We start from the raw sequence: 22,232 nt of genomic DNA, 5'->3' as shown, positions 1-22,232 counted from the left end.
GCGACCGTCTCAGCCGTCGGTCCCGACCCCGTCCCAGTCGACGACGCGGTCGGCCACCGCGTCCACCAGCGGGCGGTCGTGCGAGATCGCGAGGACGCCGATGCCGGCCGACCGGCAGTGCTCGAGCAGCAGCCGCCAGATCGCCGCCTGGGTGACCGGGTCGAGGCTGGCGGTGATCTCGTCGGCCACCAGGTGGCGCGGCCGGGCGAGCAGTGCCCGGGCGAGGGCCACGCGCTGGAGCTGGCCGCCGCTGATCTCGTGCGGGCGGCGGTCCAGCCAGCCGGGCTCGACCAGCCGCGGGTCCAGCGCCGCCGGCTCGTCGGCCGGCGCGCCGGTCGCGGCGAGCACCTGCCGGACCGTCCAGCGCGGGTCCATCGCCCGCTCCGGGTGCTGGAAGACGAGCTGGACCGGGTGCGGTGCCCGACCGGACCGTGGCTCCCGGCCGTCGAGGGTGACCCGGCCGCGGTGCGGCCGCGCGAAACCGGCCAGCACCCGCCCCAGGGTGCTCTTGCCCCCGCCGCTCGGACCGCACAGCCCGACCACCTCGCCGGCCTCGATCGCGAGGTCCGCCCCGGCGAGCACCCACGGGCGGTCGCGGCCGTAGCGGAACCAGACGTCCTCGGCGCGCAGCATCACGCCTCCGCCGGCACGCGGAAGCCGTGCGCCGGCAGCGCCTGCCACATCGCCCGCGTGTAGGGGTGGGCCAGCCGCTCCCCGGTCCCGGTGAAGTCGGCGGGGCGGGCCTCGTCCACGGTGCGCCCCTCGCGGCAGATCACCACCCGGTCGGCGACCTCGACCGCGGCCTCGAGCTCGTGGGTGATGAGCACGACGGCGCAGCCGTCGTCGGCCAGCCCGCGGAGCTCGGCCAGCGTCGACCGGACGGTCGCGGTGGGCAGCCCGGTGGTCGGCTCGTCGGCGAGCAGCAGCCGGGGCCGGCTCATCGTCGCCATCGCGACCAGCACCCGGCGGGCCATGCCGCCGGAGAGTTCGTGCGGGTACCGGCGGAGCACCTCCGCGCCGAGGCCGCGCCGCTCCAGCGCCTCCGCCGCGGCGCGGCGCGGATCGGGGTGCCCGGCCAGCCGCGCCGACCGCCGGACCTGGCGGCCGACGGGGCTGGTGGGGTCGAGGAAGGCCGCCGACTGCGGCAGCAGCGTGGCCTCACGACCGGCCAGCCGGCGCCGGTCCTCCGGCGCACGCACGGTGCCGTCGAAGGCGATCGTCCCCCGTTCGACGGCGTTGGGCGGCAGCAGGCCCAGGACGGCGTGCGCGAGCAGGCTCTTGCCGGCCCCGCTGGCGCCGACGAGGGCGACCACCTCTCCGGCCGGGGCCACGAGGTCCATGCCGGCCAGCGCGGTCACCGTCCGGCGACGCAGCCCCCGCTCGTACTGGACGAAGTCCACCTCGAGGCCGCGGACCTCCAGCAGCGCGCTCACAGGTGGGCGCTCCGCGGGTCGAGCAGGGCGCGGCCGTTCTCCCCGATCGTGTCGACGAGCTTGACCACGGCCAGCAGGCACAGCCCCGGCAGGACCGCGAGCCACCACGTCCCCGCGCTCAGGTAGCGCATCGCCTCGGCCAGCAGCACCCCGATCGAGGGCTCACCGGGGTCGACGCCGAGCCCGAGGAACGACAGGGCCGCCTCGTGCAGGATCGCGTGCGGGAAGAGCAGGACCGTGCCGACGACGAAGTGGCCGGTCAGGTGGCCGGCCAGGTGGTGCCGGGCGATCCAGCCGCGACCGCGGCCGAGCTGCCGGGAGACGGCGACGTAGTCGGAGTAGACGACCTCGCGCGCCCGGCCGCGCAGCACCCGGGTCAGCGTCGGCCAGTGGGTCAGGGCCACGGCGAGCACCGTGGCCCGCGTGCCGCCGCCGAGCGCGAACGCGAGCAGGATCAGCAGCACCAGGTGCGGCAGGGCGAGGAACAGGTCGACCAGCCAGCTCACGACCCGGTCGACGACGCCGCCGAAGACCGCGGCGGCGCAGGCCAGCACCAGCGCGATCCCGGCGGAGATCAGCGCCGCACCCGTTCCGACGAGCAGGCTGAGCCGGAGCCCGGCCAGGACACGGGCGAGCACGTCCCGGCCCAGCGGGTCGGTGCCGAAGGGGTGCTCGGCCGACGGCGCCAGGTTGCGGTCGCCCAGCTGGGTCGTGACGGCGTCGTCGGCCGCCAGCCCCCCGGCGACGAGGACGGCGAGCACCACCACCAGGGACAGGCCGGTCCAGGCAAGGGTGCGGCGGCGGCGGTCACCGAGGAACCCCGGCCGGACGGCCGGCTCGGCGGCGACGGCGCTCATCGCACCCCCTGGCCGGCCGGGGACGGAGCGACCGGCGACGCCGCCCGATCGGGCAGCTCGTCGGGCGACGGGGAGCGGGGCGCGAGCACCGGGCCGCGCAGGCCGCGCCGCGCCCGGCGGGCGCCGGCGAGGTCCGCCGAGACCCGCGGGTCCAGCCGCGCGTGGACGAGGTCACCGAGCTGGTTGCCGACGAAGACGAACACGGTGGTGAACAGCACGATGCCCAGCAGCAGAGGCACGTCCTGCCCCAGCGCGGCGGCCGTCGTCGCCGCGCCGAGGCCGGGATAGGCGAACACCTGCTCGGCCAGCACGGCGCCGCCGAAGAGCTCGCCCAGCGAGCTGAACTGCAGCAGCACGGCCGGCGCCGCGGCGTTGCGCAGCACCCGGTGGACGACGACGCCGCGCGTGGACTCCCCCTGAGCGCGGGCGAAGGCGACGTAGTCGCTGGCCAGCGCCTCGACGACCGCGTGCCGGGTGTGCAGGACGACCGGGGCGATGCCCACGACCGACAGCGTCAGCGCCGGCAGCGCGAGGTGGTGCAGCCGGTCCAGCAGGGTCACGTCCTCGGCGAGCGTCCCGACCGGGACGGCGCAGCACACCGGCGTCCACCCCAGCTGGACGGAGAAGACGTAGAGCAGGAGGAGCCCGACCCAGAAGGTCGGCGCGGAGGCCAGGGTGTAGGCCCACCAGCAGATCGCCCGGTCGGCGAAGCGTCCCCGCCGCGCCCCGGCGAGCACGCCGAGCGCGAACCCGACCAGCCCCGACAGCAGCCAGGCGGTGGCCATGAGCGCGAGGCTGGCGAGGAAGCGCTCACCGATGACGTCGGCCACGGGCTGGCCGAACGTCAGCGAGCGGCCGAGGTCGCCCTGCACGACCTGCCCGAGCCAGGCGGCGAACCGCTCGGGCGCCGGCTCGTCCAGCCCCCACCGCTCGGCGATCTGCGCCCGCTGCTCCGGGCCGATCGCGGCCACGTCCCCGCCGACGTAGGCGTTCACCGGGTCGACCGGTGAGTGGACCATCAGCGTGAACGAGGCGACCGCGACCGCCGCGAGGAGGAGCACGAGCCGCACCAGCCGGCCGCCCACCCACCGCAGCACCGGTCGAGCGCGGCTCAGCAGCTCCACTGCCACCCGGCGATGCCCGCGGTGATCGGCCAGCCGTGCCCGTGCGGTTCGACCTGCGTCGAGCCGAGGTCGAGGCACTCGTCGACGAAGTAGGTGTGGTCGAGGTTGACCAGCCACGCCCAGGCGGCGTCCCCCGACGGCCCGAAGCCGGTGCCCTCGCCGTCGTACTGGGCGGCCCGCCAGTGCGGGATGGCGCTCTCCTGGTCGGGCGCGGTCATCGCCGCCTCGAGCTGCTCGTCGACCGCCGGGTTGGCGTAGAAGCCCGGGTTCCAGTACTCGACCCCGGCCTGGCGCGAGGAGTAGAGGTTGTACATCTCGGTGGGGTCGTGGCTCCCCCAGCCGAACAGGACGGCGTCGGCGTGCAGCCGCTGGTCGATGACGTCCCAGCTGGCGCCGTCCGCGGTGACCTCGATGCCCACGGGCGCGAGCATGTCCGCGACCGACAGCGCGAGCGCCTGCCGCAGCGAGTCGCCCGCGGGGTAGAGCAGTGTGAACGCGGCCGGGACGCCGTCCCGCTCGCGCACGCCGTCGCCGTCGGAGTCCACCCAGCCGGCCTCGTCCAGCAGCTGCCCGGCCCGCTCCGGGTCGGCGTCCTCGATCGCCGCCGCCGGCTCCGCCCAGGGCAGGCCGTCGACCGGTCCCGTCGCCGGGGAGCCGAAGCCCTCCAGGACGCCGTCGACGAGCGCCGCCCGGTCCACTGCGTGGTTGACGGCCTGGCGGATCGCCCGGTCGGAGGTCACGTCGTTGCCGATCGGCTGCCCGTCGTCGGTGGTGCGGCCCTCGTCCGGCACGTACGGGAACATGATCCCGCGGTTGTCGACCGACGGGACGGCGACCAGCCGCATGCCCGGTACCTGGGTCGTCGCCAGCGCGGACGGGACCGCCGCCATGTCGACCTGGCCGGCCGTCGCGGCCGCCAGCGAGGTGTCCTCGCCGGTGAACTGGAAGACGATCCGCTCGAACTCCGGCTGCTCGCCGTAGTAGTCCTCGTTGCGGTCCACGATGAGCTGCTGGCCCTCGTCCCACTGCACGAAGCTGAACGGCCCCGAGCCCACCGGGTCGCGCGCGTAGTCCGGGCCGTGCGCGTGCTCGGGCACGATGCCCAGCGAGACGAGCCGGTTGACGAAGGTGCTCTGCGGTCGCTCCAGGCGGAGCTCCACCGTGTCCTCGTCGACGGCGACCGCCTCGGCCAGCGCGGTGACGTCGGTGAGGCCGCCGCTCCGGCTCGCGGTGGTGAACGTGTAGGCGACGTCGTCGGCGGTCACCGGCTCGCCGTCGGTGAAGCGCGCGTCGGTGCGGATGTCGACGGTCCAGACCAGACCGTCCTCGCTCACCGACCACTCGGTGGCGAGGTCCGGGACCAGGTCGAGGTCGGCGTTCCGGCTCAGCAGCGTGGACTGGAACAGTGGCGAGCCGTACCGGCCCCAGCCGAGGGTCGGGTCGAAGCCGTCGTCCGGCTCACCGCCGATGGCCAGACGCAGCTCGGTCGGCGCGGCGTCGGCGGCCGGTGCGGCCGCTCCCCCGCCGCCGCAGCCGCTCAGCGCGACCAGGGCCACCGCACCCATCGCGGCGACGCGCCCCGCCGGCCACTCCCCGCCCATGCCCGCTCCCGTGCTCGACCTGCTCCGACCCTGGGCCTCCGACTCTATTGCAAAGTCTTTGCAACAGACTCGTCGGTGTCGGTACCGGTGCCGCCCGGCGCATCCGGATGGGACCGCCCGGCGGAAGCAGGGGTGTCGAACGGACCACCGAGGGAGTCGTCATGGCACTGCGTCCCCACCTCCGCCGCACCGGCCCCCCCGCCGGGGCCCCACCGACGTCCGGCGCGGCCGCCCCACCGGCAGCCGGCACCCCGACGCCGCCGGCGTCCCGGACCCGCCGGGCGCCCTCCGCGCCGCCCGCGGGTGGCCGCAGCCCGGGCGGCGACCGGGTCCTCGCCGTGCACCGGATCGGCGCACTGCTCGTCGCCGCGGTGATCGCGGTTTTCGGCATCCTCGGCTTCGCCGACGGGCTGGAGTTCTTCTCGACCGACGGCGAGCGGATCCTGGGGCTGTCGTCCAACGGCCTGCTGTCGACGATCTCGGTGGTCACCGCCGCCGTGCTCGTCGCGGCGGCCCTCCGCGGGGCCGCACATCGCGTCGACGGTCATGATCGTCGTCGGCGTGCTGTTCCTGGTCTCGGCGCTGGCCAATCTGGCCGTGCTGCAGACCGGGTTGAACGTGCTCGCGTTCCGCTTCGCCAACGTCGTCTTCTCGGTCGTCGCCGGACTGGTCCTGCTGCTCCTGGGAGCCTACGGGCGGGTCAGCGGGAACCTGCCGCCCGACAGCCCCTACGCCCGCCCCGGCAGCGATGCCGGCGGCGATGACCCGGCCGCCGACCACCCCTCCACCCCGGCGGAGTTCGCCGCCGAGCGGGCGATGCGGGACGCCGAGGTGGCGGTGGTGCAGCACACCGCCACCCTCGACCAGCAGCGCCGCGTGGCCGCCATGTCAGCGGCGCACAGCCGGGCGGAGCGCCGCCGGATCTGGCTCTCCTTCGACGAGCCCACTGGCGGGGCGATGCCTCAGGTGGCCGACCAGTAGCCGACCGCGGAGTCCCGGTCCCTGGCCACGCCGAGATGCCGGCGCAGGTGCGTGGCCAGCGCCCGGGTCGCGGCCGCCTCGCAGGGACCCAGAACCAGTCCCGCGACGGGTCGGCCCCCGCGGACGCCGATGGGCCCGCCGCCCAGGCGGCGGTCACCGCGTCGCGCAGCGCAGCCCCGGGCGCGGCGCGGTCGCGGTCCACCCGCAGGACCTCGTGCCCACGGCGGCGCGGACCGGTAGTTCGCGGTCGGACGGGTGGCGTGCGGCGCTGGTCCGGCGCATCGCCGGCCTGCCGCTGCTCGCGCCCCTGCACCGCCCGGCCGACGGCCGTGCGCCGCGTCGTCGTGGAGCCGGACGCCGGCAACGAGCTGGCCCTGGAGCGCGTCCGCCGGACAGGGTTCGAGCTGGGGCCGGAGGTGGACCTGCCGCAGAAGCGCGCGCGGCTGGCCTTCCTGCACCGGGAGACCCTCGAGGCGTTGAGCGGTGCGGCAGGCATATCGGGCTGACGCGCCCGGTCGGCCGCCCTAGCCTGCCGCGGTGGCCTACGACCCGCTGGCGGAGAGCATCGCGCTCATCGAGCGCGGTGTGCCGGACTCCCCGCCGCGGATCAGCCGGCGACGGCGGTTCGCCCCGCTGGCCGTCGACGTCGACGGGGACGCCGCCTGCACCCTCTTCGCCCGCCGCAGCGTCGGCTGCGCGGTGCAGGAGACCTGGGTGCTCGTGCGGCGCGGCGCCCAGTGGGCGCTGCTCGGGGGCGGCGGGGGCGGCGGGTTCGACGACGACCTGGCCGACCGCCCCGCCGCCGCGGCCCTGGGCGGTCACCTCCTCTGGCGCGGCGGTGGCTCGTCGCTCCGGAACGCCGGGCGGCTGCTGCCCTGGGGTGCCCGGTACATCACCTACGCGGTGCTCCGGGCGAGCGCGGAGGTCGACCGGGTCGTCGTCGGTCCACGGGAGATCCGGGTGCCGCGGCACGGGCACCTGGTGGTGGTCTGGGACGGCCCGCCACCGGTCGCGGAGGCGCTCGCCGCCGACGGCCGGCTGCTCGCCGCCCGTCGGGTGGACCTGCGGCGCCGCCGCCTCCCCGAGGCGTACCGCGACCCCTCCTGATCGCCCGACCAGCGCGGATGCGCCGTCCGGACTGGTCAGGGCCGGATCGGCCCCCTACCGTGGCCGGGTGCGGCGGGGAGCGCAGGACGACCGGCGAGGAGCCGGTCCCTCCGGGGCAACCCCGGGGTCTCGCAGCAGAGCAGGGCGATGCGTCACCCGCCGGACGGCGCGCTCCGCGCACGTCCCGGCGCCTCCGTCACGGAGCGGCTGCCCTCCCCGCCGTCCCTCCCGGCGGCCCGGCCGGTGACGGCGAACCGACGCGCCGAGGTCACCGCCAGCGGCGTCGCCACCGCGCTGCTGGCGGGCGCCTGGCGGCGGCGGGAGATGGTGCGCCGGGTCGCCGTCGCGCTCGGGTACCCGCGGGCACCGCGCTGGGTGGGCGCCCTGGTCGGCGAGGTGCTCGACGCCTACTGGCACCCGCCGGCCGACCGACCGCGGGAACTGGCGGCCTTCCTCCGCACGACGGGGGGCTGGGCCCGTGGCACCGCGTCCGGGCCGCCGCCCCGGGTGGTGCACTGGGAGCCGGTGCCGACCGCCGTCGTCCGACCCCGGCTGCCCACGGTGGAGCTGCCCGACCTGAGCGCCCTGGCCCGGCTGCTCGACCTCGACCAGGGCGAGCTGGCCTGGTTCGCCGACGCCCGCACCCTCGAGCGCACGGCGCCCGAGCCCCTGCGCCACTACCGCTGGCGGGCGGTGGACCGGCCCACCGGCGTCCGGCTGCTCGCCGCACCGAAGCCCCGGCTGAAGGAGATCCAGCGGCGGCTCCTGCGGCACGTGCTCGACCCGGTCCCGGTGCACGGTGCCGCGCACGGCTGCGTGCCCGGCCGGTCGGTGCGGACGGCGGCCGCCCCGCACGCCGGCGCCGCCGTCGTCCTGCGGATGGACCTGGAGCACTTCTTCGCGAGCGTCCCCGCACCCCGGGTCCACGGGCTGCTGCTGGGCCAGGCCGGCCTCCCCGAGCCGGTCGCGCACGCGGTGACCGGCCTGGTCACCACCGTGGTGCCCGCCGCGGTGTGGCGGCGCATCCCGCCGCCGGAGGACCCCGTGGCCCGGGAGCGGCACCGGCGGCTGGGGACGCGGCTCGCCGTGCCGCATCTTCCGCCGGGTGCGCCCACGTCCCCGGCCCTGGCGAACCTGGTCTGCTACCGGCTGGACCGCCGGCTCGCCGCGCTCGCGGCGACCTTCGGCGCGACCTACACCCGCTACGTCGACGACCTGACCTTCAGCGGCGGCACCCGGGTGGGGCGCGGCCGGCTGGCCCAGCTGGTGGGTGAGATCGCCCGGGAGGAGGGCTTCCGGGTGAACGCCGTCAAGACACGCGCGATCGGCTCGGCCCGCCGGCAGGCAGTGCTCGGCGTCGTGGTCAACGAGCGCCCGGCGCTGCCCCGCCGCGAGCGGGACGCGCTGCGCGCCCTGCTGCACAACTGCGCCACCCGCGGCTGGACCACCCAGCTCCGCGGCCGCGACCCCGCCGCCTTCCGGGACCACGTCCTGGGCCGGGTGGCCTGGGCCGCGTCGGTCGACCCGGCGTCCGGGGCGCGGCTGCGCGCGCTGGCCGAGCGCATCGACTGGAGCTGACCGCCGACGGCCCGGGCCGGCCCGGGACGTAGCCTCGCGGGCGCCATGTCATCAGCCGGGCTGCCCACGCCTCCCCTCCGGGACCGGGCCGACGCCTGCCCCGGCGCGCTGCAGACCCACTCCGCCGCCGACGGCGAGCTGGCGCGGGTGCGGGTCCCCGGTGGAATGCTGGTGGCCGACCAGCTGCGCGTCCTCGGCGCGGCCGCCGTCGAGCTCGGGGACGGCGCGCTGGAGCTCACCAGCCGCGGCAACGTGCAGCTGCGGGGCCTGCGCCCCGGGTCCGCGGCCGAGCTCGGCGGCCGGCTGGCGGCGGCCGGGCTGCTGCCCAGCGACAGCCACGAGATGGCCCGCAACCTGCTGGGCAGCGTGTTGAGCGGGCGGACCGGGGGCCTGCTCGACGCCCGGCCCTGGGTGCGCGACTTCGACGCCGGGCTGTGCGCCGACCGGTCGCTCGCCGCGCTGCCGGGACGGTTCCTCGCCACGTTCGACGACGGCCGGGGTGACGTCGCCGCGCTCGGCGGGGACGTCGGCCTGTTCGCGCTCGCCCCCGACGCCGTCGCGCTGACCCTCGCCGGCGCCGACTCCGGCCTGCGCGCCGCCCCGGCCGACGCCGTCGACCTCGCGCTGGCGGCCACCCGGGCATTCCTCGACGAGCGCGCCGCCCAGGGCGGGACGGCCTGGCGGCTGGCCGAGCTCGCCGAGGGGCCGGCGCGGGTGGCGGCGCGGGTGGCGGCGCGGGTGGACGCATCGACCGGGGAGCGCGTCGAGGTGCCGGCCGAGCCGCGGGTGCGCCCGATCGGTGCGGTGCGGCAGGACGACGGCCGCACGGCCCTCGCCGCGGTGGTCCCCCTGGGCCGGCTGACCGCCGCGCACCTCGCGCTGCTGGCCGACCTCGCGACGGAGGTGCAGCTGACGCCGTGGCGCGGGGTCGTCGTGCCCGATCTGGCCGACGGGTCGGCGGCCAGGTCGCTGGCCGACGCCGGGCTGGTGCTCGACCCCACGAGCCCGTGGACGCGCGTGACCGCTTGCGCGGGGCTGCCCGGGTGCGCGAAGTCCCTGGCCGACGTGCGGTCGGACGCGACCGCTGCCGTGATCACCGGATCCCTCCCGGCGGACGGGGCGCGGCAGCACTGGGCCGGGTGCGAGCGGCGCTGCGGCCGGCCCGGCGGCGCAGTGGTGGACGTGGTCGCGACCGGCACCGGCTACCGGGTCGAGGGCAGCGGTCACCCCGGCTGAGGCCGGCTCGCTCCGGCAGAGGTGACGGACGGCAGCCCACGATGCTGAACCCGGGGCTGGGGCGTGCGCCCTGTTACCGGTAGTCGCTCAGCAATGCGCGGAGCACGCGGACGACGTCGGCCAAGACGTCATCGAGGTCGGTGAGGTCCCGCCACTCGTGCCGGACCAGCCGGCGTCGCCACCGGCGGCCGCGGACCTGGTCGACCGCGATGTCCTCGTCGAGCCCGTCGAACCACACCTCGATCGGCTCGCCTGCCGTCCTGGGCTCGATCGTCGTGCCCCGAGCCGTAGACGGCCTCCCGCCGGTTCCCGGACTGCCAGAAGCGGTCGTGGTGCCGGTACGACACGGTGCCCTCGTGGTCACGCAGCACTGACTCGACGGTCGCGCGCAAGGCCACCTGCTGGGCGGGCGGCTCCGGAGCGGGGAAGTCGGGCACGGCGCGACGCTAGCCCGGAGCCGGGCCGGAGGACGCACGTGGCGGGTCGGGCCATGCGAGAGCGGGCACCCGCCGCAGTGAACTGCCGAGCACCACGACCGACCGCTGTCCACGCTGTGCTGAAATCTGTGGACAGGCTTCTGACCTGCACCTTCGGTTGCCGAGGCCGGCCCGCCCGGCTAGGATTCGTAAATGCGTTCGACCGCTGCGGGTGATGCGCTGGACCGGTTGACGGCCGCGCTGGACGACCTGGCGGCCGAGGACCTGGCCGGCCGGTTCGGCCCGCAGCTGCTCGACCGGCTGCGGCCGCTGCTGGTGGCGCAGAACCGGCTGGCCGCGGAAGTCACCCGCACCGTGCGGGAGTGCGAGGTCACCTCCGCCGCCGAGCACGACGGGCAGCGGACGATGGCCTCCTGGCTGCGCGGACATGCCCGGCTGTCGTCGGCCGCGGCGTCCCGGGTGGTGCGCTCCGGGCGGGCGCTGCCCGAGCTACCGGCGGTGCGAGCCGCGTTCGCCGCGGGTGCGATCACGGCGGAAGCGGTCGCGGTGATCGCCCCGGTCGCCGCACCGGTGAACGTGGCCGCCGCGCAGGCGCACGACGTGGACCTCGCCGGGGTCGACGCAACCCTGGCCGAGGTCGCCGCGAGTCGCCCGCACGCCGAACTCCGCCAGGTCGTGGACCACTACCTGGCCCGGCTCGACCCCGACGGCCCCGAGCCCGATCCCACCGAGGGCCGGTCACTGGTGTTCGTCACCCACGCCGATGGCCGCGTCGGGTTCCGCGGCGAGCTCGACGCCGTCGGCGGGGAGAAGTTCCAGGCCGCGGTCGAGTCGATCGTGCAGGCCTCCCGCCCCGCCGGGGACAGCCGCACCCGCGCCCAGCAGTCCGCCGACGCCCTGGTCCAGCTGGCCGACAACCAGCTCGCCTCCGGCGCCCTGCCGGTCCTGCGCACCGTGAAGCCGCACGTCATCGTCCGGATCGACCTCACCGACCTGGTCGACCCCGCCACCGGACCGGGCGCGGCCACCACCGGGCTCGGCGCCACCATCTCCGCCGCCCGCGCCCGCTGGCTGGCCTGTGACGGCAACGTCTCCCGCATCGTCATCGGCCCCGACGGCGAGCTCCTGGACCTGGGCCGCCTGCACCGGGTCGTCCCGCCGGCCCTGCGCCGCGCGGTCGAGTACCGCGACCGGGGATGCGTGTTCGCCGGCTGCGACGCCCCCGCCCACTGGTGCGACGTCCACCACCTCGTGCACTGGGCCGACGGCGGAGAGACCTCGCTGGAGAACTCCGGGCTGTTGTGCGAACGCCACCACACCAAGGTCCACCACGGATTCCGCATCGAACGAGATACCGCCGGCCGATGGCACACCTACCGGCCCGACGGCACCGAGATCCTGATCTTCCCCCGCATCACCGGCCAACCCGAACACTCGCGCACCGGCTGAGCCACCGACGCACGACGAACCCCTCCCCGGGTCCTGGGAGGGGTTCGTCGGCCTGCTCGAGCACGCAGCACAGCGGTGGGCTGGGACCGCCCGCCGTTCCCCGGAGCAGGTGGCCCGAGCGCGGGACGTAGCCTCCTGCCCGATGTACGACTACGAGAAGGACGGCGCCGAGATCTACCGGCGCTCGTTCGCCACCATCCGCGCCGAGGCGAACCTCGCGAACCTGCCCGCCGACGTCGCCCAGGTGGCGGTGCGGATGATCCACGCCTGCGGGCAGGTGGACCTCGTCGACGACATCGCCCACTCCCCCGACGTCGTGCAGCGCGCCCGCGAGGCGCTGAACGCCGGCGCACCGGTGCTCTGCGACGCGCAGATGGTCGCCAGCGGCATCACCCGGCGGCGGCTGCCGAAGGACAACGACGTCATCTGCACCCTGAACGACCCGCGGACCCCCGGGCTCGCCGCCGAGCTGGGCACCACCCGCACCGCCGCGGCGCTGGAGCTGTGGCGCGACCGGCTCGACGGCGCGGTCGTCGCGATCGGCAACGCCCCCACCGCGCTGTTCCACCTGCTCGAGATGGTCGCCGCCGGCGCCCCGCGCCCCGCCGCCGTGCTCGGCATCCCTGTCGGGTTCATCGGCGCCGCCGAGTCCAAGGACGCCCTCGCCGCCGCTGACCTCAAGTTCCTCGTCGTACGCGGCCGCCGCGGCGGCAGCGCCATCACCGCGGCCGCGGTCAACGCGATCGCGAGCGACGTCGAATGACCGGCCGGTTGTACGGCGTCGGCCTGGGCCCCGGCGACCCGGAGCTGGTGACCGTCAAGGCCGCCCGGCTGATCGGCGCCGCCGACGTCGTCGCCTTCCACGCCGCGCGGCACGGCCGGTCGGTGGCGCGCGGCCTGGCCGAGCCCTACCTGCGCGAGGGGCAGATCGAGGAGCTGCTGGTCTACCCGGTCACCACCGAGACCACCGACCACCCCGGCGGTTACCAGGGCGCGATCGACGCGTTCTACGAGGCCGCCGCCGCACGGCTGGCAGCCCACCTGGACGCCGGCCGCGACGTCGTCGTCCTCGCCGAGGGCGACCCGCTCTTCTACGGCTCCTACATGCACATGCACAAGCGGCTGGCGCACCGCTACCCGACCGAGGTCGTCCCGGGGGTGACCAGCGTGAGCGGCGCGGCCGCCGCGGTCGGCCGCCCCTTGGTCGAGCGGGACGAGGTGCTCACGGTGCTCCCCGGCACGCTGCCGGCCGACGAGCTCGCCGCCCGGCTGGCCGGCACCGACTCCGCTGCGGTGATGAAGCTCGGCCGCACCTTCCCGCAGGTGCGGGAGGCGTTCGAACGGGCCGGCGTGCTCGACCGGGCGCTCTACGTCGAGCGGGCCACCACCGACCGGCAGCGGTGCCTGCCGCTGGCCGAGGTCGACCCGGCGAGCGTCCCGTACTTCTCCCTCGCCCTGCTGCCCAGCCCGCTCACGCCGCAGGTCACGGAGCCGGCCCAGCCCTCCGGCGAGGCGGCCACGCACGGAGAGGTCGTCGTCGTCGGGCTCGGTCCCGGCGCGCGGAGCTGGACGACCCCGGAGGCCGCCGAGGCGCTCGCCGCCGCCGACGACCTCGTCGGCTACGGCCCCTACCTCGACCGGGTCGCGGCCAACCCGCGCCAGACCCGGCACCCCAGCGACAACCGCGTCGAGGCCGACCGCGCCGCGCACGCGCTGACGCTGGCCCGGGAGGGGCGGCGGGTCGCGGTGGTCTCCAGCGGAGACCCGGGCGTCTTCGCCATGGCCGCCGCCGTGCTCGAGGTGGCCGAGCGCCCCGAGTTCGCCGACGTCCCGGTGCGGGTCGTCCCCGGCCTCACCGCCGCCCAGGCGGTCGCCTCCCGGGTGGGGGCCCCGCTGGGGCACGACTTCTGCGTGCTGTCGCTCTCCGACGTCCTCAAGCCCTGGGAGGTGATCACCGACCGGCTGCGCCACGCCGCCGCCGCCGACCTGGTCATCGCCCTCTACAACCCGCGCTCGAAGCACCGCCCGCACCAGCTCGGCGAGGCGCTGCGGGTGCTGCTGGAGGTGCGCCCGCCGGAGACCGTGGTGGTCGTGGGGCGGGACGTCGGCGGGCCGCAGGAGAGCCTCCGGGTCACCACCCTGGGCGCGCTGGACCCCGCGACCGTGGACATGCGCTGCCTGGTGCTGGTCGGCTCCTCGCAGACCCGCGTCACCCCCTCCGGCGCGGTCTACACCTCCCGCCGCTACCCGGGCTGACACGCCGGGGCGGGGAATGCCCGCGCGATCGTTGCCCTTTCCCACCGTCGTGGCACCTCCGACGCTCAGCAGAGCCCCCGCGTTCTGGACCACCGCCGGCCTGCTGCTGCTCGTCCTCGCGGCCTCGGGGGTGCCCACGCCGCTGTACCGCGTCTACCAGGAGCAGTTCGGCTTCGGGCCCGGCATGCTCACGACGGTCTTCGGCATCTACGCCCTCGCCCTGCTGGCCGCCCTCCTCGTGGTGGGTGGCCTCTCCGACCACGTGGGCCGCCGACCGGTGGTGGCCGGCGGGCTGCTGCTGCAGGCGGTCTCCATGGCCGTCTTCCTGTCCGCCGACAGCGTCGGCTGGCTGCTCACCGCCCGGGTGCTGCAGGGCCTGTCCATGGGCGCGCTCACCGGAACCCTCGGCGCCCTGCTGCTCGACACCCAGCGCCCGGCCCGCCCGCTGGGCCCGCTGGTCAACAGCGCCGGGCCCGGCATCGGGCTGTCGCTGGGGGCCGTGGGCGCCGGCCTGGTCGTGGAGTACGTCGCCTCGCCCACGCGCTGGGTCTTCGCCGTCCTGACCGGGGTGTTGCTCCTCGCCGCCGCGCTGGTGCCGCTGCTGCCCGAGACCTCCCCCCGCGCACCGGGAGCGCTGCGCTCGCTGCGGCCGACGGTGCGCGTGCCCGCACCCCAGCGCCCGGCGTTCCTCACCGCGCTCCCGGCCATCGTCGCCGCGTGGGCGCTCGGCGGCCTGTACCTCTCCCTCGGTCCCTCGCTGGTCGCCTCGGTCTTCGGCATCGAGGACCACCTGGTCGGCAGCCTGCTGGTGCTGGCCATGCAGGGCACCGCGGCGCTCGGCGCCGTCCTGGGCCGCGACCTCGCACCGGAGCGCGCCATGGTCGCGGGCGCCTCCGTGTTCGCCGTCGGGGTGACCGGCACGATCGCCGCCCTGCTGACCGGGCAGGTCGTCGTGCTCTTCGGCTCCGCCGTCGTCTCCGGCCTCGGCTTCGGCCTGGCCTTCCTCGGCGCGGTCGCCACGGCCAGCGCCGGCGTGGCACCGGCCGAGCGCGCCGGGCTCCTGTCGAGCGTCTTCGTCGTCGGCTACCTGAGCTTCAGCGTCCCGGCCGTGGCCGCCGGGGCCGCCGCCGGGGCGTTCGGCCTGGCACCGGTCACCGAGGTCTACGCCGCCGTCCTGGTCGTCCTGGCGCTGGCCGCGGTCGCCGGTGTGCGGCTGCGCCGCCGGGCGAGCGGCGCCGACCGGGCGCCGGACGCCGCGGAGTCGCTGCCTGCCTGAGCCGGGTCGGCGGTACGTCGGATCAGGTCGTGCGCGACCGAACCCACTCCCGGGCCGCTTCCACGGTGTCGGCCACCGCGACCCCCGGCGGCAGCGGCGGGCGGCGCACCAGCACGACCGGCACCCCCAGCTCGCGAGCGGCGGTCAGCTTGGCGGCCGTCATCCCGCCCCCGCTGTCCTTGGTGACGACGACCTCCACGGCGTGCGCCCGCATCAGCGCGATCTCGTGCGCGACGGTGAACGGCCCGCGGGCGAGCACCACCGTGCTGCGCCGGGGCAGCGGCGGCGACGGGGGGTCCACCGACCGCACCAGGCAGTGCCCCGGGACGTCGGCGAACGCGGCGAGCCCCTGCCGCCCGGTCGTGAGGAACACCGAGTCGTACCCGGTCACCGCTGCCGCCGCTCGTTGCAGTGACCCGACCCAGTGCCACTCGTCCCCCGGCCCGGCGGCCCAGCCCGGTCGTTGCAGTCGCAGCAACGGAATCCCGGTGACCGATGCCGCCTCCGCCGCCGCCGTCGTCATCCCGGCGGCGAACGGGTGCGTGGCGTCCACGACGGCCGCCGTCGGGGCTTCCCGCAACCAGGCCACCAGCCCCGCCGCACCGCCGAACCCGCCGATCCGCACCGCACCCGCCGGCAGCAGGGGCTCGGCGACGCGCCCGGCCAGGGAGCTGACGACGTCGACCCCGTCATCCACCAGCGCTCCGGCCAGCCGTCGCGCCTCCCCGGTCCCGCCCAGGACCAGCACCCGGCCGGTCACGCCGCGCCGCCGTGCATGCTGATCACGTGACGACGGCGGACCGGACGGACGGCACGGGCCTGCGCTCGGGCTGGACCACGGGCGCCTGCGCGACCGCGGCGGCCACCGCCGCCTACACCGCGCTGCTCACCGGCGAGTTCCCCGACCCGGTCACCATCGACCTGCCGCACGACCGGCACCCGTCGTTCGCGCTGGCCATCGAGCGGCTCGAGGACGGCGCCGCCACCGCCGGCGTGGTCAAGGACGCCGGTGACGACCCCGACGTCACCCACGGCGCGCTCGTCTCCGCGCGGGTGACCCACGGGGCGCCCGGCAGCGGGGTCACCTTCCGCGCCGGCGAGGGCGTGGGCACGGTGACCAAACCCGGGCTGCCGCTGGCGGTCGGCGAGCCGGCGATCAACCCGATGCCCCGGCAGTTCATCGCCGCGCACGTGGCCGCGGTCGCCGCCCGCCACGGCGGCTCCGGGGACGTCGTCGTCGAGGTGTCGGTCGAGCACGGCGCGGAGCTCGCCCGCCGGACCTGGAACCCCCGGCTGGGCATCCTGGGCGGGCTGTCGATCCTGGGCACCACGGGCGTCGTCGTCCCGTACTCCTGCTCGGCGTGGATCGACTCGATCCGCCGGGGCATCGACGTGGCCCGCGCCGCCGGGTACGCGCACGTGGCGGCCTGCACCGGCAGCACCAGCGAGCGGGTGGCCGTCGAGACGTACGGGCTGCCCGAGGACGCGCTGCTGGACATGGGCGACTTCGCCGGGGCCGTGCTCAAGTACCTGCGCCGCCACCCGATCGGCCGGCTCACGATCGCCGGCGGCATCGGCAAGCTCGCCAAGCTCGCCGACGGGCACCTCGACCTGCACTCCGGCCGCTCGCAGGTGTCCTTCGAGTCGCTGGCCGGCCGGGTGCGCGCTGCGGGCGGACCCCCGGAGCTGGTCGACGGGGTGCGGGGCGCCAACACCGCGCTGGACGCGCTGCAGCAGTGCCGGGCGGCCGGCCTCCCGCTGGGCGATCTGGTGGCCGCCGCGGCGCGGGAGACCGCGCTCGGCGTGCTGCGCGGCGCCCCCGTGGCGGTCGACGTGATCGTCATCGACCGCGCGGGCACCGTGGTCGGCCGGAGCTAAGCCTCGTCCGGTTGGACGGCCCTGCTGCAGGGGCCCGCCGCGAGCTCGCGAGCGGTGGGGGGCAGCAGGGTCCTTCATCGGCATCGGCTCGTCGAGTAGAGGTGGCTGTCGGGGAACTCCCCGGCGGTCAGCACCGAGCCGACGATCACCACCGCCGTCCGCTTCACCCCGGCGTCGGCGACCTGCGCCGCGATGTCGGCCAGGGTCCCGCGCAGGACCAGCTCGTCGTCCCGGCTGGCCCGGGCGACGACGGCGACCGGGCAGTCCGCGCCGTAGGAGGGGACGAGCTCGGGCACCAGCTCGGCGATCCGCTGCACCGCGAGGTGCAGCACCAGCGTGGCGCGTGAGGCGCCGAGGGTGGCCAGGTCCTCCCCCGCCGGCATCGGCGTGGACCGGGCAGACGTGCGGGTGAGGATCACCGTCTGCCCGACGCCGGGGACGGTCAGCTCCCGCTTGAGCGAGGCGGCCGCCGCGGCGAAGGCGGGCACGCCCGGGACGACGTCGTAGGGCACGCCGGCCGCGTCGAGGCGCCGCATCTGCTCGGCCATCGCGCTGTAGACCGACGGGTCGCCGCTGTGCAGCCGGGCGACGTCGAGCCCGGCCTCGTGGGCCGCGACCAGCTCGGCGGTGATCTGGTCGAGGTCGAGGTTCGCGGTGTCGACCAGCCGGGCGCCCGGCGGCGCGGTGTCCAGCAACTCGCGGGGCACCAGCGCCCCGGCGTACAGGCACACCGGCGCCGTGGCGATGAGCCGGGCGGCCCGGACCGTGACCAGGTCGGCGGCGCCGGGCCCCGCGCCGATGAAGTGCACCGTCATGGCTTGACTCCCGACCAGATCGTCACGGGCATGGCCGCCTTCCAGCCGGTGAAGCCGCCCACGGGTGCGGCGGTGGCGACGGCGAGGCGCACCAGCTCGCCACCGTGCCGCGCGTACCGGTCGGCCAGCACCGCCTCGCTCTCCAGCGTGACGGCGTTGACCACCAGCCGGCCACCCGGCGGCAGCGCGGCCCAGCAGGCGTCCAGCACGCCGGGGACCGTCGCGCCGCCGCCGACGAAGACGGCGTCGGGGGTGGGCAGGCCCGCCAGCGCCTCGGGGGCGCTCCCCCGCACCACCCACAGGTCGGGGACGCCGAGCCGCCCGGCGTTGCGCGCGATCCGCTCGGCCCGCTCCGCGCGGGACTCGACCGCGACCGCGCGGCAGGACGGGTGCGTCCGCATCCACTCGATGCCGATCGAGCCGGCACCGGCCCCGACGTCCCAGAGCAGCTGGCCCGGCAGCGGGGCCAGCCGGGCCAGGGTCACCGCCCGCGCGTCGCGCTTGGTCAGCTGGCCGTCGTGCTCGTAGGCGTCGTCGGGCAGGCCCGGAACGGTGGGCAGCGGCACGGTGCCCGGGTCGGCGACGACCTCGACGGCGGTCACCACCAGCGGGTCGGTCTCGGCGTGCGGCCACCCCGCGGCGGTGCCGGTGAACCGCCGCTCGCCCGGCCCGCCCAGCTGGGCCAGCGCGGTGAGCCGGCTGGCGCCGTACCCCCAGGCCACGAGACGGTCCGCGACCGCCGCCGGGGACGACGTGTCGGACCCGAGCACCAGCAGCCGCCGGCCCGGCGTCACGTGCGGGGCCAGCAGCTCCACCGGCCGGCCGACGACCGTCACCACCGTCGTCTCCTCCACCGCCCAGCCCAGCCGCGCGCACGCCAGCGTCACCGACGACGGGTGCGGGACGACGTCGACCGCGTCGGCCCCGAGGACCCGCGCCAGCGAGGTGCCGATCCCGGAGAACATCGGGTCGCCGCTGGCCAGCACGACTACCCGCCGGCCGGGGTGCGCCGTGGGCAGGGCGCGGATCGCCGGCCCCATCGGCGAGGGCCAAGGCACCCGCTCCGCGGCCACCGACGGCGGCACCAGGGCCAGCTGGCGGGCGCTGCCACGCAGCACCTCGGCCGTCTCGATGGCCCGCCGGGCGGTCGTCGACAACCCGTCCCAACCGTCCGCGCCGATGCCCACGACCACGATCGGGCGCTCGGCGGGGACCTCGGGGGCTGGCACGGGCGCCGATCCTAGGCAGCCCTCCCGACCGCGGCCGGCGCACGGGCGCCGGGCTGCGCCGGCCGGGCCGCGGTCGGGGTCGCGTGCCGCAGCGGATCAGGCGGGCGCGAGGCCGCCGGCGTGCAGCCGGCGCTTGGCGACCGCGATGGGCACCTGCCCGACGACGGCAGGCAGCACCCAGAACACCGGATTGGCCGTCTCGGCGACCAGGAGGGCGGTCACGAGGGCGATGTAGGAGCCGCCGAGCAGGTGCGGCTGGAGCGTGGCCCAGTGGTGCCACGCCCGCCGGCGGGCGAGCGCGCCCGCCACGGCGAGCACCTCCGTGAGCACGGCGACCGGCAGCAGCCAGAGCAGACCCGGCGACGTCGCCGCGAGCACCCCGCCGGTGACGGCCGCGACCACGACGGCGACCTGGTAGCCGGCCGCCGCGGCAACGCCCCGAGCACCCGCGCGACGGGCCGCGAGCCACACGGGCCCGAGGAGCAGCCCGGCGGTCCCCGCGAGGACGTGGACGCCGAGCAGGGGGTCATCCATGGCCGGTCTTCCTTCCCGGTGAACCGAACAGCATCCCGGCCGCACGCCGGGCGAGCTCGAGCAGCGCCTCACCACCGCCGTCGGTGGCGAGACCGGCTCCGGCGAGGTTCCCGGTCGCCGCCAGCCCGGCGAACCCGTGGACCAGGGACCACGCGGCCACGACCGCGGCCCGCGCGTCGTCGACCCGGCCGTCGACGGTCAGCGCGTCGACCCCGCGCTGGAGCACCGCGAAGGTCCGGGCCCGGGCAGCGGAGAGCTCGCCGTCGTCCGGGTCGAGGACGTCGGGGGCGAACATCACCGCGAAGTGACCGGGGTGGTCGCGGGCGAAGCGCACGTAGGCCACGCCGACCTCGCGGAAGTCGGAGGCGGCCGCGTCCTCGAGGGCGCTGGCGAGCATCCGGTGGCCCTCGGCGGCCAGCGCCGTCAGCAGGCCGGTCCGTGAGGCGAAGTGGTGCCGGTGCGCGGCGTGGGACACGCCCGCCGATCGGGCGAGCGCCCGGATCGAGACCTCGGCGACGCCGGAGCGGGCCGCCACCTCGGCCGCGGAGCGCAGCAGCACCGCGCGGAGGTCGCCGTCTGCCCGGGGCACACCAGCAGCTTGCCACTGACAACTTGCCAGTGGCAAGCACCGGTGGACGGCGCCGCTCGGCGATGCGGCCGGGGCCCTGTCGCCCCGTCGACCGGCAGGGGCGGGATCAGAAGGGCACCTGCTGGCCCAGCAGGCCGGCTGCGCTGCCCCGGCCCGAGAGGACCCGGCAGAACTCGACGGCGTCGAGCTCCAGCTGCTCGCCGTCCGTCCCCGCCGACCACTGCCCGCCCGCCGGGCCGGTGAGGGTGAGCCGGTACGGCCGGCCGTGCCGCTCGGCCCACTCGGCGACGACGTCGGCGACCAGCACCCCGTCGTGCTCGAGGGTCAGCTGGGGCTCGCGCCCGGTGGCGCGGCTGATGTCGACCCGGTGCATCCAGACGTCGCGGGTCAGGACGACGTCGAGCAGGAAGCCGATCCGCCAGAACTCGCGGACCGTGCCGTTGACCTGCTCCTCGGGCAGCTTGACCCGCCCCGCCACCCGGGACAGCCGGCGCCGCCCCCGCAGCGCGCGCGGCGCCGTGACCTCGAGCGCGGCGACGACTGCCGGGCCGTCGAGGTCGGCGTGCTCCCGCACCTGCACGTCGGTCAGCGCGTCGATGCCGCCCCCGGCCTTGCCGGCGAGCCGCTGCTGACGGGCCATCTCCCGCACCGAGGCGGCCATCTCCGCCATCCCGAGCACGTGCGCGGCCATGGCCCGCACGTCCCAGCCCGGGCAGTCGGTGGGCCGGCTCCAGTCGTCGGCGTCCAGCTGCCGGAGGAGGGCGACGATGCGCTCGTACTCCGTGTCGGCGAGGCGGTAGGCGGTGTCCCGGTCCAGGGCGTCGGACCGCGGGCGGGGACGGGCAGGGGCAGGAGAGGGAGCGGTCACGACGGACCTCCTCGGATCAGCGGGTGGATGGGTTCCTCTGATGGTGGCCGAGCCACATGTCCATGACGTCGGGCAGGACGGTGGTGAAGGCGCCGGTCTCGAACGGCTCCCCGGGCGCGTTGGACAGCTGCTGGGAGATGACCCCGCCGACCAGCGCCGTCCAGGCGCGGTAGGCGCGGTCGAGGTCGACGTCCGGCGCCAGGTGCCCGGCGTCCCGCAGCCGGGCCAGCAGCGCACGGGACTCCGCGTCCAGCGCGACGGCCGGCTCGTACGCCCGCGGCGAGGGCGTGAAGCCGGGCACCGGCCGCCAGAACATGAGCGCGGAGTGGGCGGGGTGCTCGACGGCCCAGCGCACCAGGGCGGTGGTTCCGGTGCGCAGGGCGGCGAGCGGGTCGGCGTCCGCCCGCGTCGCGCCCGCCTGCCGCAGCACGTCGGCGAGCGCACGCCAGCCGCGTTCGAAGAGGGCGTCGTACAGCGCGTGCTTGCCGTCGAAGTACCCGTAGAGGGAGGGCGAGCGGATGCCCATGCGACGGGCCACCTCACCGAGGGTCAGCCCGGCGACACCGTGCTCGGTCATCACCTCGACGGCGACGTCGACGACCTCCTCGATCGTCTCCTGCCGCCGCCGCTGTCGGCGGTCCGGCGGTGCCGCCCCGGTCACACGCGCATAGTTTTCCTAACGGCGTTAGGAAGTCAACGAGGTTTTAGGTCCCTGTCGCGGGGCGGGGGGTCTGTCGCCGGCCGGGCAGCTCGTGGTCTGATGACGCAGCCACACGCGACGGCAGCGGAGGAAGCCCGGTGAGAATCCGGCGCGGTCCCGCCACTGTGACCGGGGAGCCCGTCCCCACGCTCGGCCACTGCTCCCCCGGGAGCGGGAAGGTCGGGGACGGGCGTCGAGCCGGGAGCCAGGAGACTCCAGCCGTCGTCCCTGCCACCTCCGGGCGTGGACACCCGGGGAGAGGACGCGTGCCATGCGCGGGTACC

General features: G+C 76.6%; 23 protein-coding genes and 1 riboswitch. Of the genes, 10 read left to right on the top strand and 13 right to left on the bottom strand.

Annotation, left to right across the window (positions count from 1 at the left end; all coding sequences use genetic code 11):
- Window positions 1-9 precede the first annotated feature (9 nt).
- From ACI8AG_RS00460 to ACI8AG_RS00440, 5 genes are read right to left on the bottom strand one after another with little or no spacing between them, the layout of a single operon-like run.
- Complete coding sequence (locus ACI8AG_RS00460; protein ID WP_456595469.1) at window positions 10-633, bottom strand: ABC transporter ATP-binding protein; 624 nt, start codon at window positions 631-633, stop codon at window positions 10-12.
- A complete protein-coding gene (locus tag ACI8AG_RS00455; protein WP_456595468.1) occupies window positions 633-1,433 on the bottom strand; it encodes an ATP-binding cassette domain-containing protein in 801 nt (266 codons plus the stop codon). Before ACI8AG_RS00455 ends, ACI8AG_RS00460 begins: the two co-directional genes overlap by 1 nt.
- Window positions 1,430-2,290, bottom strand: a complete 861-nt coding sequence (locus ACI8AG_RS00450) for an ABC transporter permease (RefSeq protein ID WP_456595467.1) — start codon at window positions 2,288-2,290, stop codon at window positions 1,430-1,432. The genes ACI8AG_RS00455 and ACI8AG_RS00450 overlap by 4 nt, the downstream gene beginning before the upstream one ends.
- On the bottom strand, window positions 2,287-3,420 hold the full coding sequence (locus ACI8AG_RS00445; RefSeq protein WP_456595466.1) for an ABC transporter permease: 1,134 nt from the start codon (window positions 3,418-3,420) through the stop codon (window positions 2,287-2,289). Before ACI8AG_RS00445 ends, ACI8AG_RS00450 begins: the two co-directional genes overlap by 4 nt.
- On the bottom strand, window positions 3,402-5,015 hold the full coding sequence (locus ACI8AG_RS00440) for an ABC transporter substrate-binding protein (RefSeq protein ID WP_456595465.1): 1,614 nt from the start codon (window positions 5,013-5,015) through the stop codon (window positions 3,402-3,404). The genes ACI8AG_RS00445 and ACI8AG_RS00440 overlap by 19 nt, the downstream gene beginning before the upstream one ends.
- Window positions 5,016-5,561: 546 nt before the next feature.
- On the opposite strand from ACI8AG_RS00440, the gene ACI8AG_RS00435 reads away from it, so the two are divergent.
- The 5 genes from ACI8AG_RS00435 (at window position 5,562) to cobG (ending at window position 9,917) form a co-directional block, all read left to right on the top strand.
- Window positions 5,562-5,996: a hypothetical protein gene (locus ACI8AG_RS00435; protein WP_456595464.1), complete on the top strand. Its 435-nt coding sequence runs from the start codon at window positions 5,562-5,564 to the stop codon at window positions 5,994-5,996.
- A gap of 329 nt (window positions 5,997-6,325) precedes the next feature.
- The gene (locus ACI8AG_RS00430) at window positions 6,326-6,502 is read left to right on the top strand and encodes a hypothetical protein (protein WP_456595463.1); all 177 of its coding nucleotides are present in this window, start codon (window positions 6,326-6,328) and stop codon (window positions 6,500-6,502) included.
- A 31-nt stretch (window positions 6,503-6,533) separates the two neighbouring features.
- The gene (locus ACI8AG_RS00425; RefSeq protein WP_456595462.1) at window positions 6,534-7,103 is read left to right on the top strand and encodes a hypothetical protein; all 570 of its coding nucleotides are present in this window, start codon (window positions 6,534-6,536) and stop codon (window positions 7,101-7,103) included.
- A gap of 147 nt (window positions 7,104-7,250) precedes the next feature.
- Window positions 7,251-8,681, top strand: coding sequence for a reverse transcriptase family protein (locus ACI8AG_RS00420; protein WP_456595461.1), 1,431 nt, complete (start codon window positions 7,251-7,253; stop codon window positions 8,679-8,681).
- Between the two features lie 45 nt (window positions 8,682-8,726).
- Window positions 8,727-9,917: a precorrin-3B synthase gene (gene cobG / locus ACI8AG_RS00415; RefSeq protein ID WP_456595460.1), complete on the top strand. Its 1,191-nt coding sequence runs from the start codon at window positions 8,727-8,729 to the stop codon at window positions 9,915-9,917.
- Between the two features lie 73 nt (window positions 9,918-9,990).
- On the opposite strand, the gene ACI8AG_RS00410 is transcribed toward cobG, so the two are convergent.
- Window positions 9,991-10,155, bottom strand: a complete 165-nt coding sequence (locus ACI8AG_RS00410) for a hypothetical protein (protein WP_456595459.1) — start codon at window positions 10,153-10,155, stop codon at window positions 9,991-9,993.
- A gap of 418 nt (window positions 10,156-10,573) precedes the next feature.
- Between ACI8AG_RS00410 and ACI8AG_RS00405 the strand changes: the two genes are divergently transcribed.
- From ACI8AG_RS00405 to ACI8AG_RS00390, 4 genes are all read left to right on the top strand, one after another.
- On the top strand, window positions 10,574-11,803 hold the full coding sequence (locus tag ACI8AG_RS00405; protein ID WP_456595721.1) for a DUF222 domain-containing protein: 1,230 nt from the start codon (window positions 10,574-10,576) through the stop codon (window positions 11,801-11,803).
- Between the two features lie 142 nt (window positions 11,804-11,945).
- Window positions 11,946-12,566 (top strand): precorrin-8X methylmutase, encoded by a 621-nt coding sequence (locus ACI8AG_RS00400; RefSeq protein ID WP_456595458.1) that lies wholly within the window; start codon window positions 11,946-11,948, stop codon window positions 12,564-12,566.
- A complete protein-coding gene (locus ACI8AG_RS00395; RefSeq protein WP_456595457.1) occupies window positions 12,563-14,059 on the top strand; it encodes a precorrin-2 C(20)-methyltransferase in 1,497 nt (498 codons plus the stop codon). The genes ACI8AG_RS00400 and ACI8AG_RS00395 overlap by 4 nt, the downstream gene beginning before the upstream one ends.
- Before the next feature lie 49 nt (window positions 14,060-14,108).
- Window positions 14,109-15,335: an MFS transporter gene (locus ACI8AG_RS00390; protein WP_456595456.1), complete on the top strand. Its 1,227-nt coding sequence runs from the start codon at window positions 14,109-14,111 to the stop codon at window positions 15,333-15,335.
- A gap of 22 nt (window positions 15,336-15,357) precedes the next feature.
- Here ACI8AG_RS00390 and ACI8AG_RS00385 read toward each other — a convergent pair whose 3' ends face one another.
- Entirely contained in the window at window positions 15,358-16,095 is a 738-nt protein-coding gene (locus ACI8AG_RS00385; protein WP_456595455.1) for a cobalt-precorrin-6A reductase, read from the bottom strand.
- A gap of 26 nt (window positions 16,096-16,121) precedes the next feature.
- Here ACI8AG_RS00385 and ACI8AG_RS00380 point away from each other — a divergent pair, with 26 nt between their 5' ends.
- Window positions 16,122-17,213 (top strand): cobalt-precorrin-5B (C(1))-methyltransferase, encoded by a 1,092-nt coding sequence (locus ACI8AG_RS00380; protein WP_456595454.1) that lies wholly within the window; start codon window positions 16,122-16,124, stop codon window positions 17,211-17,213.
- 74 nt (window positions 17,214-17,287) lie between these two features.
- On the opposite strand, the gene cobM is transcribed toward ACI8AG_RS00380, so the two are convergent.
- From cobM to ACI8AG_RS00350, 6 genes are all read right to left on the bottom strand, one after another.
- Entirely contained in the window at window positions 17,288-18,028 is a 741-nt protein-coding gene (gene cobM / locus ACI8AG_RS00375) for a precorrin-4 C(11)-methyltransferase (RefSeq protein WP_456595453.1), read from the bottom strand.
- Window positions 18,025-19,257, bottom strand: coding sequence for a precorrin-6y C5,15-methyltransferase (decarboxylating) subunit CbiE (gene cbiE / locus ACI8AG_RS00370; protein ID WP_456595452.1), 1,233 nt, complete (start codon window positions 19,255-19,257; stop codon window positions 18,025-18,027). The genes cobM and cbiE overlap by 4 nt, the downstream gene beginning before the upstream one ends.
- Window positions 19,258-19,353: 96 nt before the next feature.
- Window positions 19,354-19,791, bottom strand: a complete 438-nt coding sequence (locus tag ACI8AG_RS00365; RefSeq protein ID WP_456589699.1) for a hypothetical protein — start codon at window positions 19,789-19,791, stop codon at window positions 19,354-19,356.
- Window positions 19,784-20,380: a TetR/AcrR family transcriptional regulator gene (locus ACI8AG_RS00360; protein ID WP_456595451.1), complete on the bottom strand. Its 597-nt coding sequence runs from the start codon at window positions 20,378-20,380 to the stop codon at window positions 19,784-19,786. The genes ACI8AG_RS00365 and ACI8AG_RS00360 overlap by 8 nt, the downstream gene beginning before the upstream one ends.
- Before the next feature lie 106 nt (window positions 20,381-20,486).
- Window positions 20,487-21,248, bottom strand: a complete 762-nt coding sequence (locus ACI8AG_RS00355) for a maleylpyruvate isomerase family mycothiol-dependent enzyme (protein ID WP_456595450.1) — start codon at window positions 21,246-21,248, stop codon at window positions 20,487-20,489.
- Window positions 21,249-21,264: 16 nt separating this feature from the next.
- Window positions 21,265-21,909, bottom strand: a complete 645-nt coding sequence (locus ACI8AG_RS00350; protein ID WP_456595449.1) for a TetR/AcrR family transcriptional regulator — start codon at window positions 21,907-21,909, stop codon at window positions 21,265-21,267.
- Between the two features lie 127 nt (window positions 21,910-22,036).
- Window positions 22,037-22,163, top strand: a riboswitch (cobalamin riboswitch).
- Window positions 22,164-22,232: the final 69 nt, after the last annotated feature.

This window comes from Blastococcus sp. SYSU DS0552 (assembly GCF_054050815.1).
Note: the sequence above shows the minus strand (reverse complement) of the source record. Positions and strands in the feature narration are given on the sequence as shown.

Bases quoted from the DNA above. Each gene is read 5' to 3' on its own strand.
- ACI8AG_RS00460 (WP_456595469.1), bottom strand. From the start codon at position 633: ATGCTGCGCGCCGAGGACGTCTGGTTCCGCTACGGCCGCGACCGCCCG.
- ACI8AG_RS00450 (WP_456595467.1), bottom strand. From the start codon at position 2,290: ATGAGCGCCGTCGCCGCCGAGCCGGCCGTCCGGCCGGGGTTCCTCGGT.
- ACI8AG_RS00440 (WP_456595465.1), bottom strand. From the start codon at position 5,015: ATGGGCGGGGAGTGGCCGGCGGGGCGCGTCGCCGCGATGGGTGCGGTG.
- ACI8AG_RS00435 (WP_456595464.1), top strand. From the start codon at position 5,562: ATGATCGTCGTCGGCGTGCTGTTCCTGGTCTCGGCGCTGGCCAATCTG.
- ACI8AG_RS00420 (WP_456595461.1), top strand. From the start codon at position 7,251: ATGCGTCACCCGCCGGACGGCGCGCTCCGCGCACGTCCCGGCGCCTCC.
- cobG (WP_456595460.1), top strand. From the start codon at position 8,727: ATGTCATCAGCCGGGCTGCCCACGCCTCCCCTCCGGGACCGGGCCGAC.
- ACI8AG_RS00400 (WP_456595458.1), top strand. From the start codon at position 11,946: ATGTACGACTACGAGAAGGACGGCGCCGAGATCTACCGGCGCTCGTTC.
- ACI8AG_RS00395 (WP_456595457.1), top strand. From the start codon at position 12,563: ATGACCGGCCGGTTGTACGGCGTCGGCCTGGGCCCCGGCGACCCGGAG.
- cobM (WP_456595453.1), bottom strand. From the start codon at position 18,028: ATGACGGTGCACTTCATCGGCGCGGGGCCCGGCGCCGCCGACCTGGTC.
- ACI8AG_RS00365 (WP_456589699.1), bottom strand. From the start codon at position 19,791: ATGGATGACCCCCTGCTCGGCGTCCACGTCCTCGCGGGGACCGCCGGG.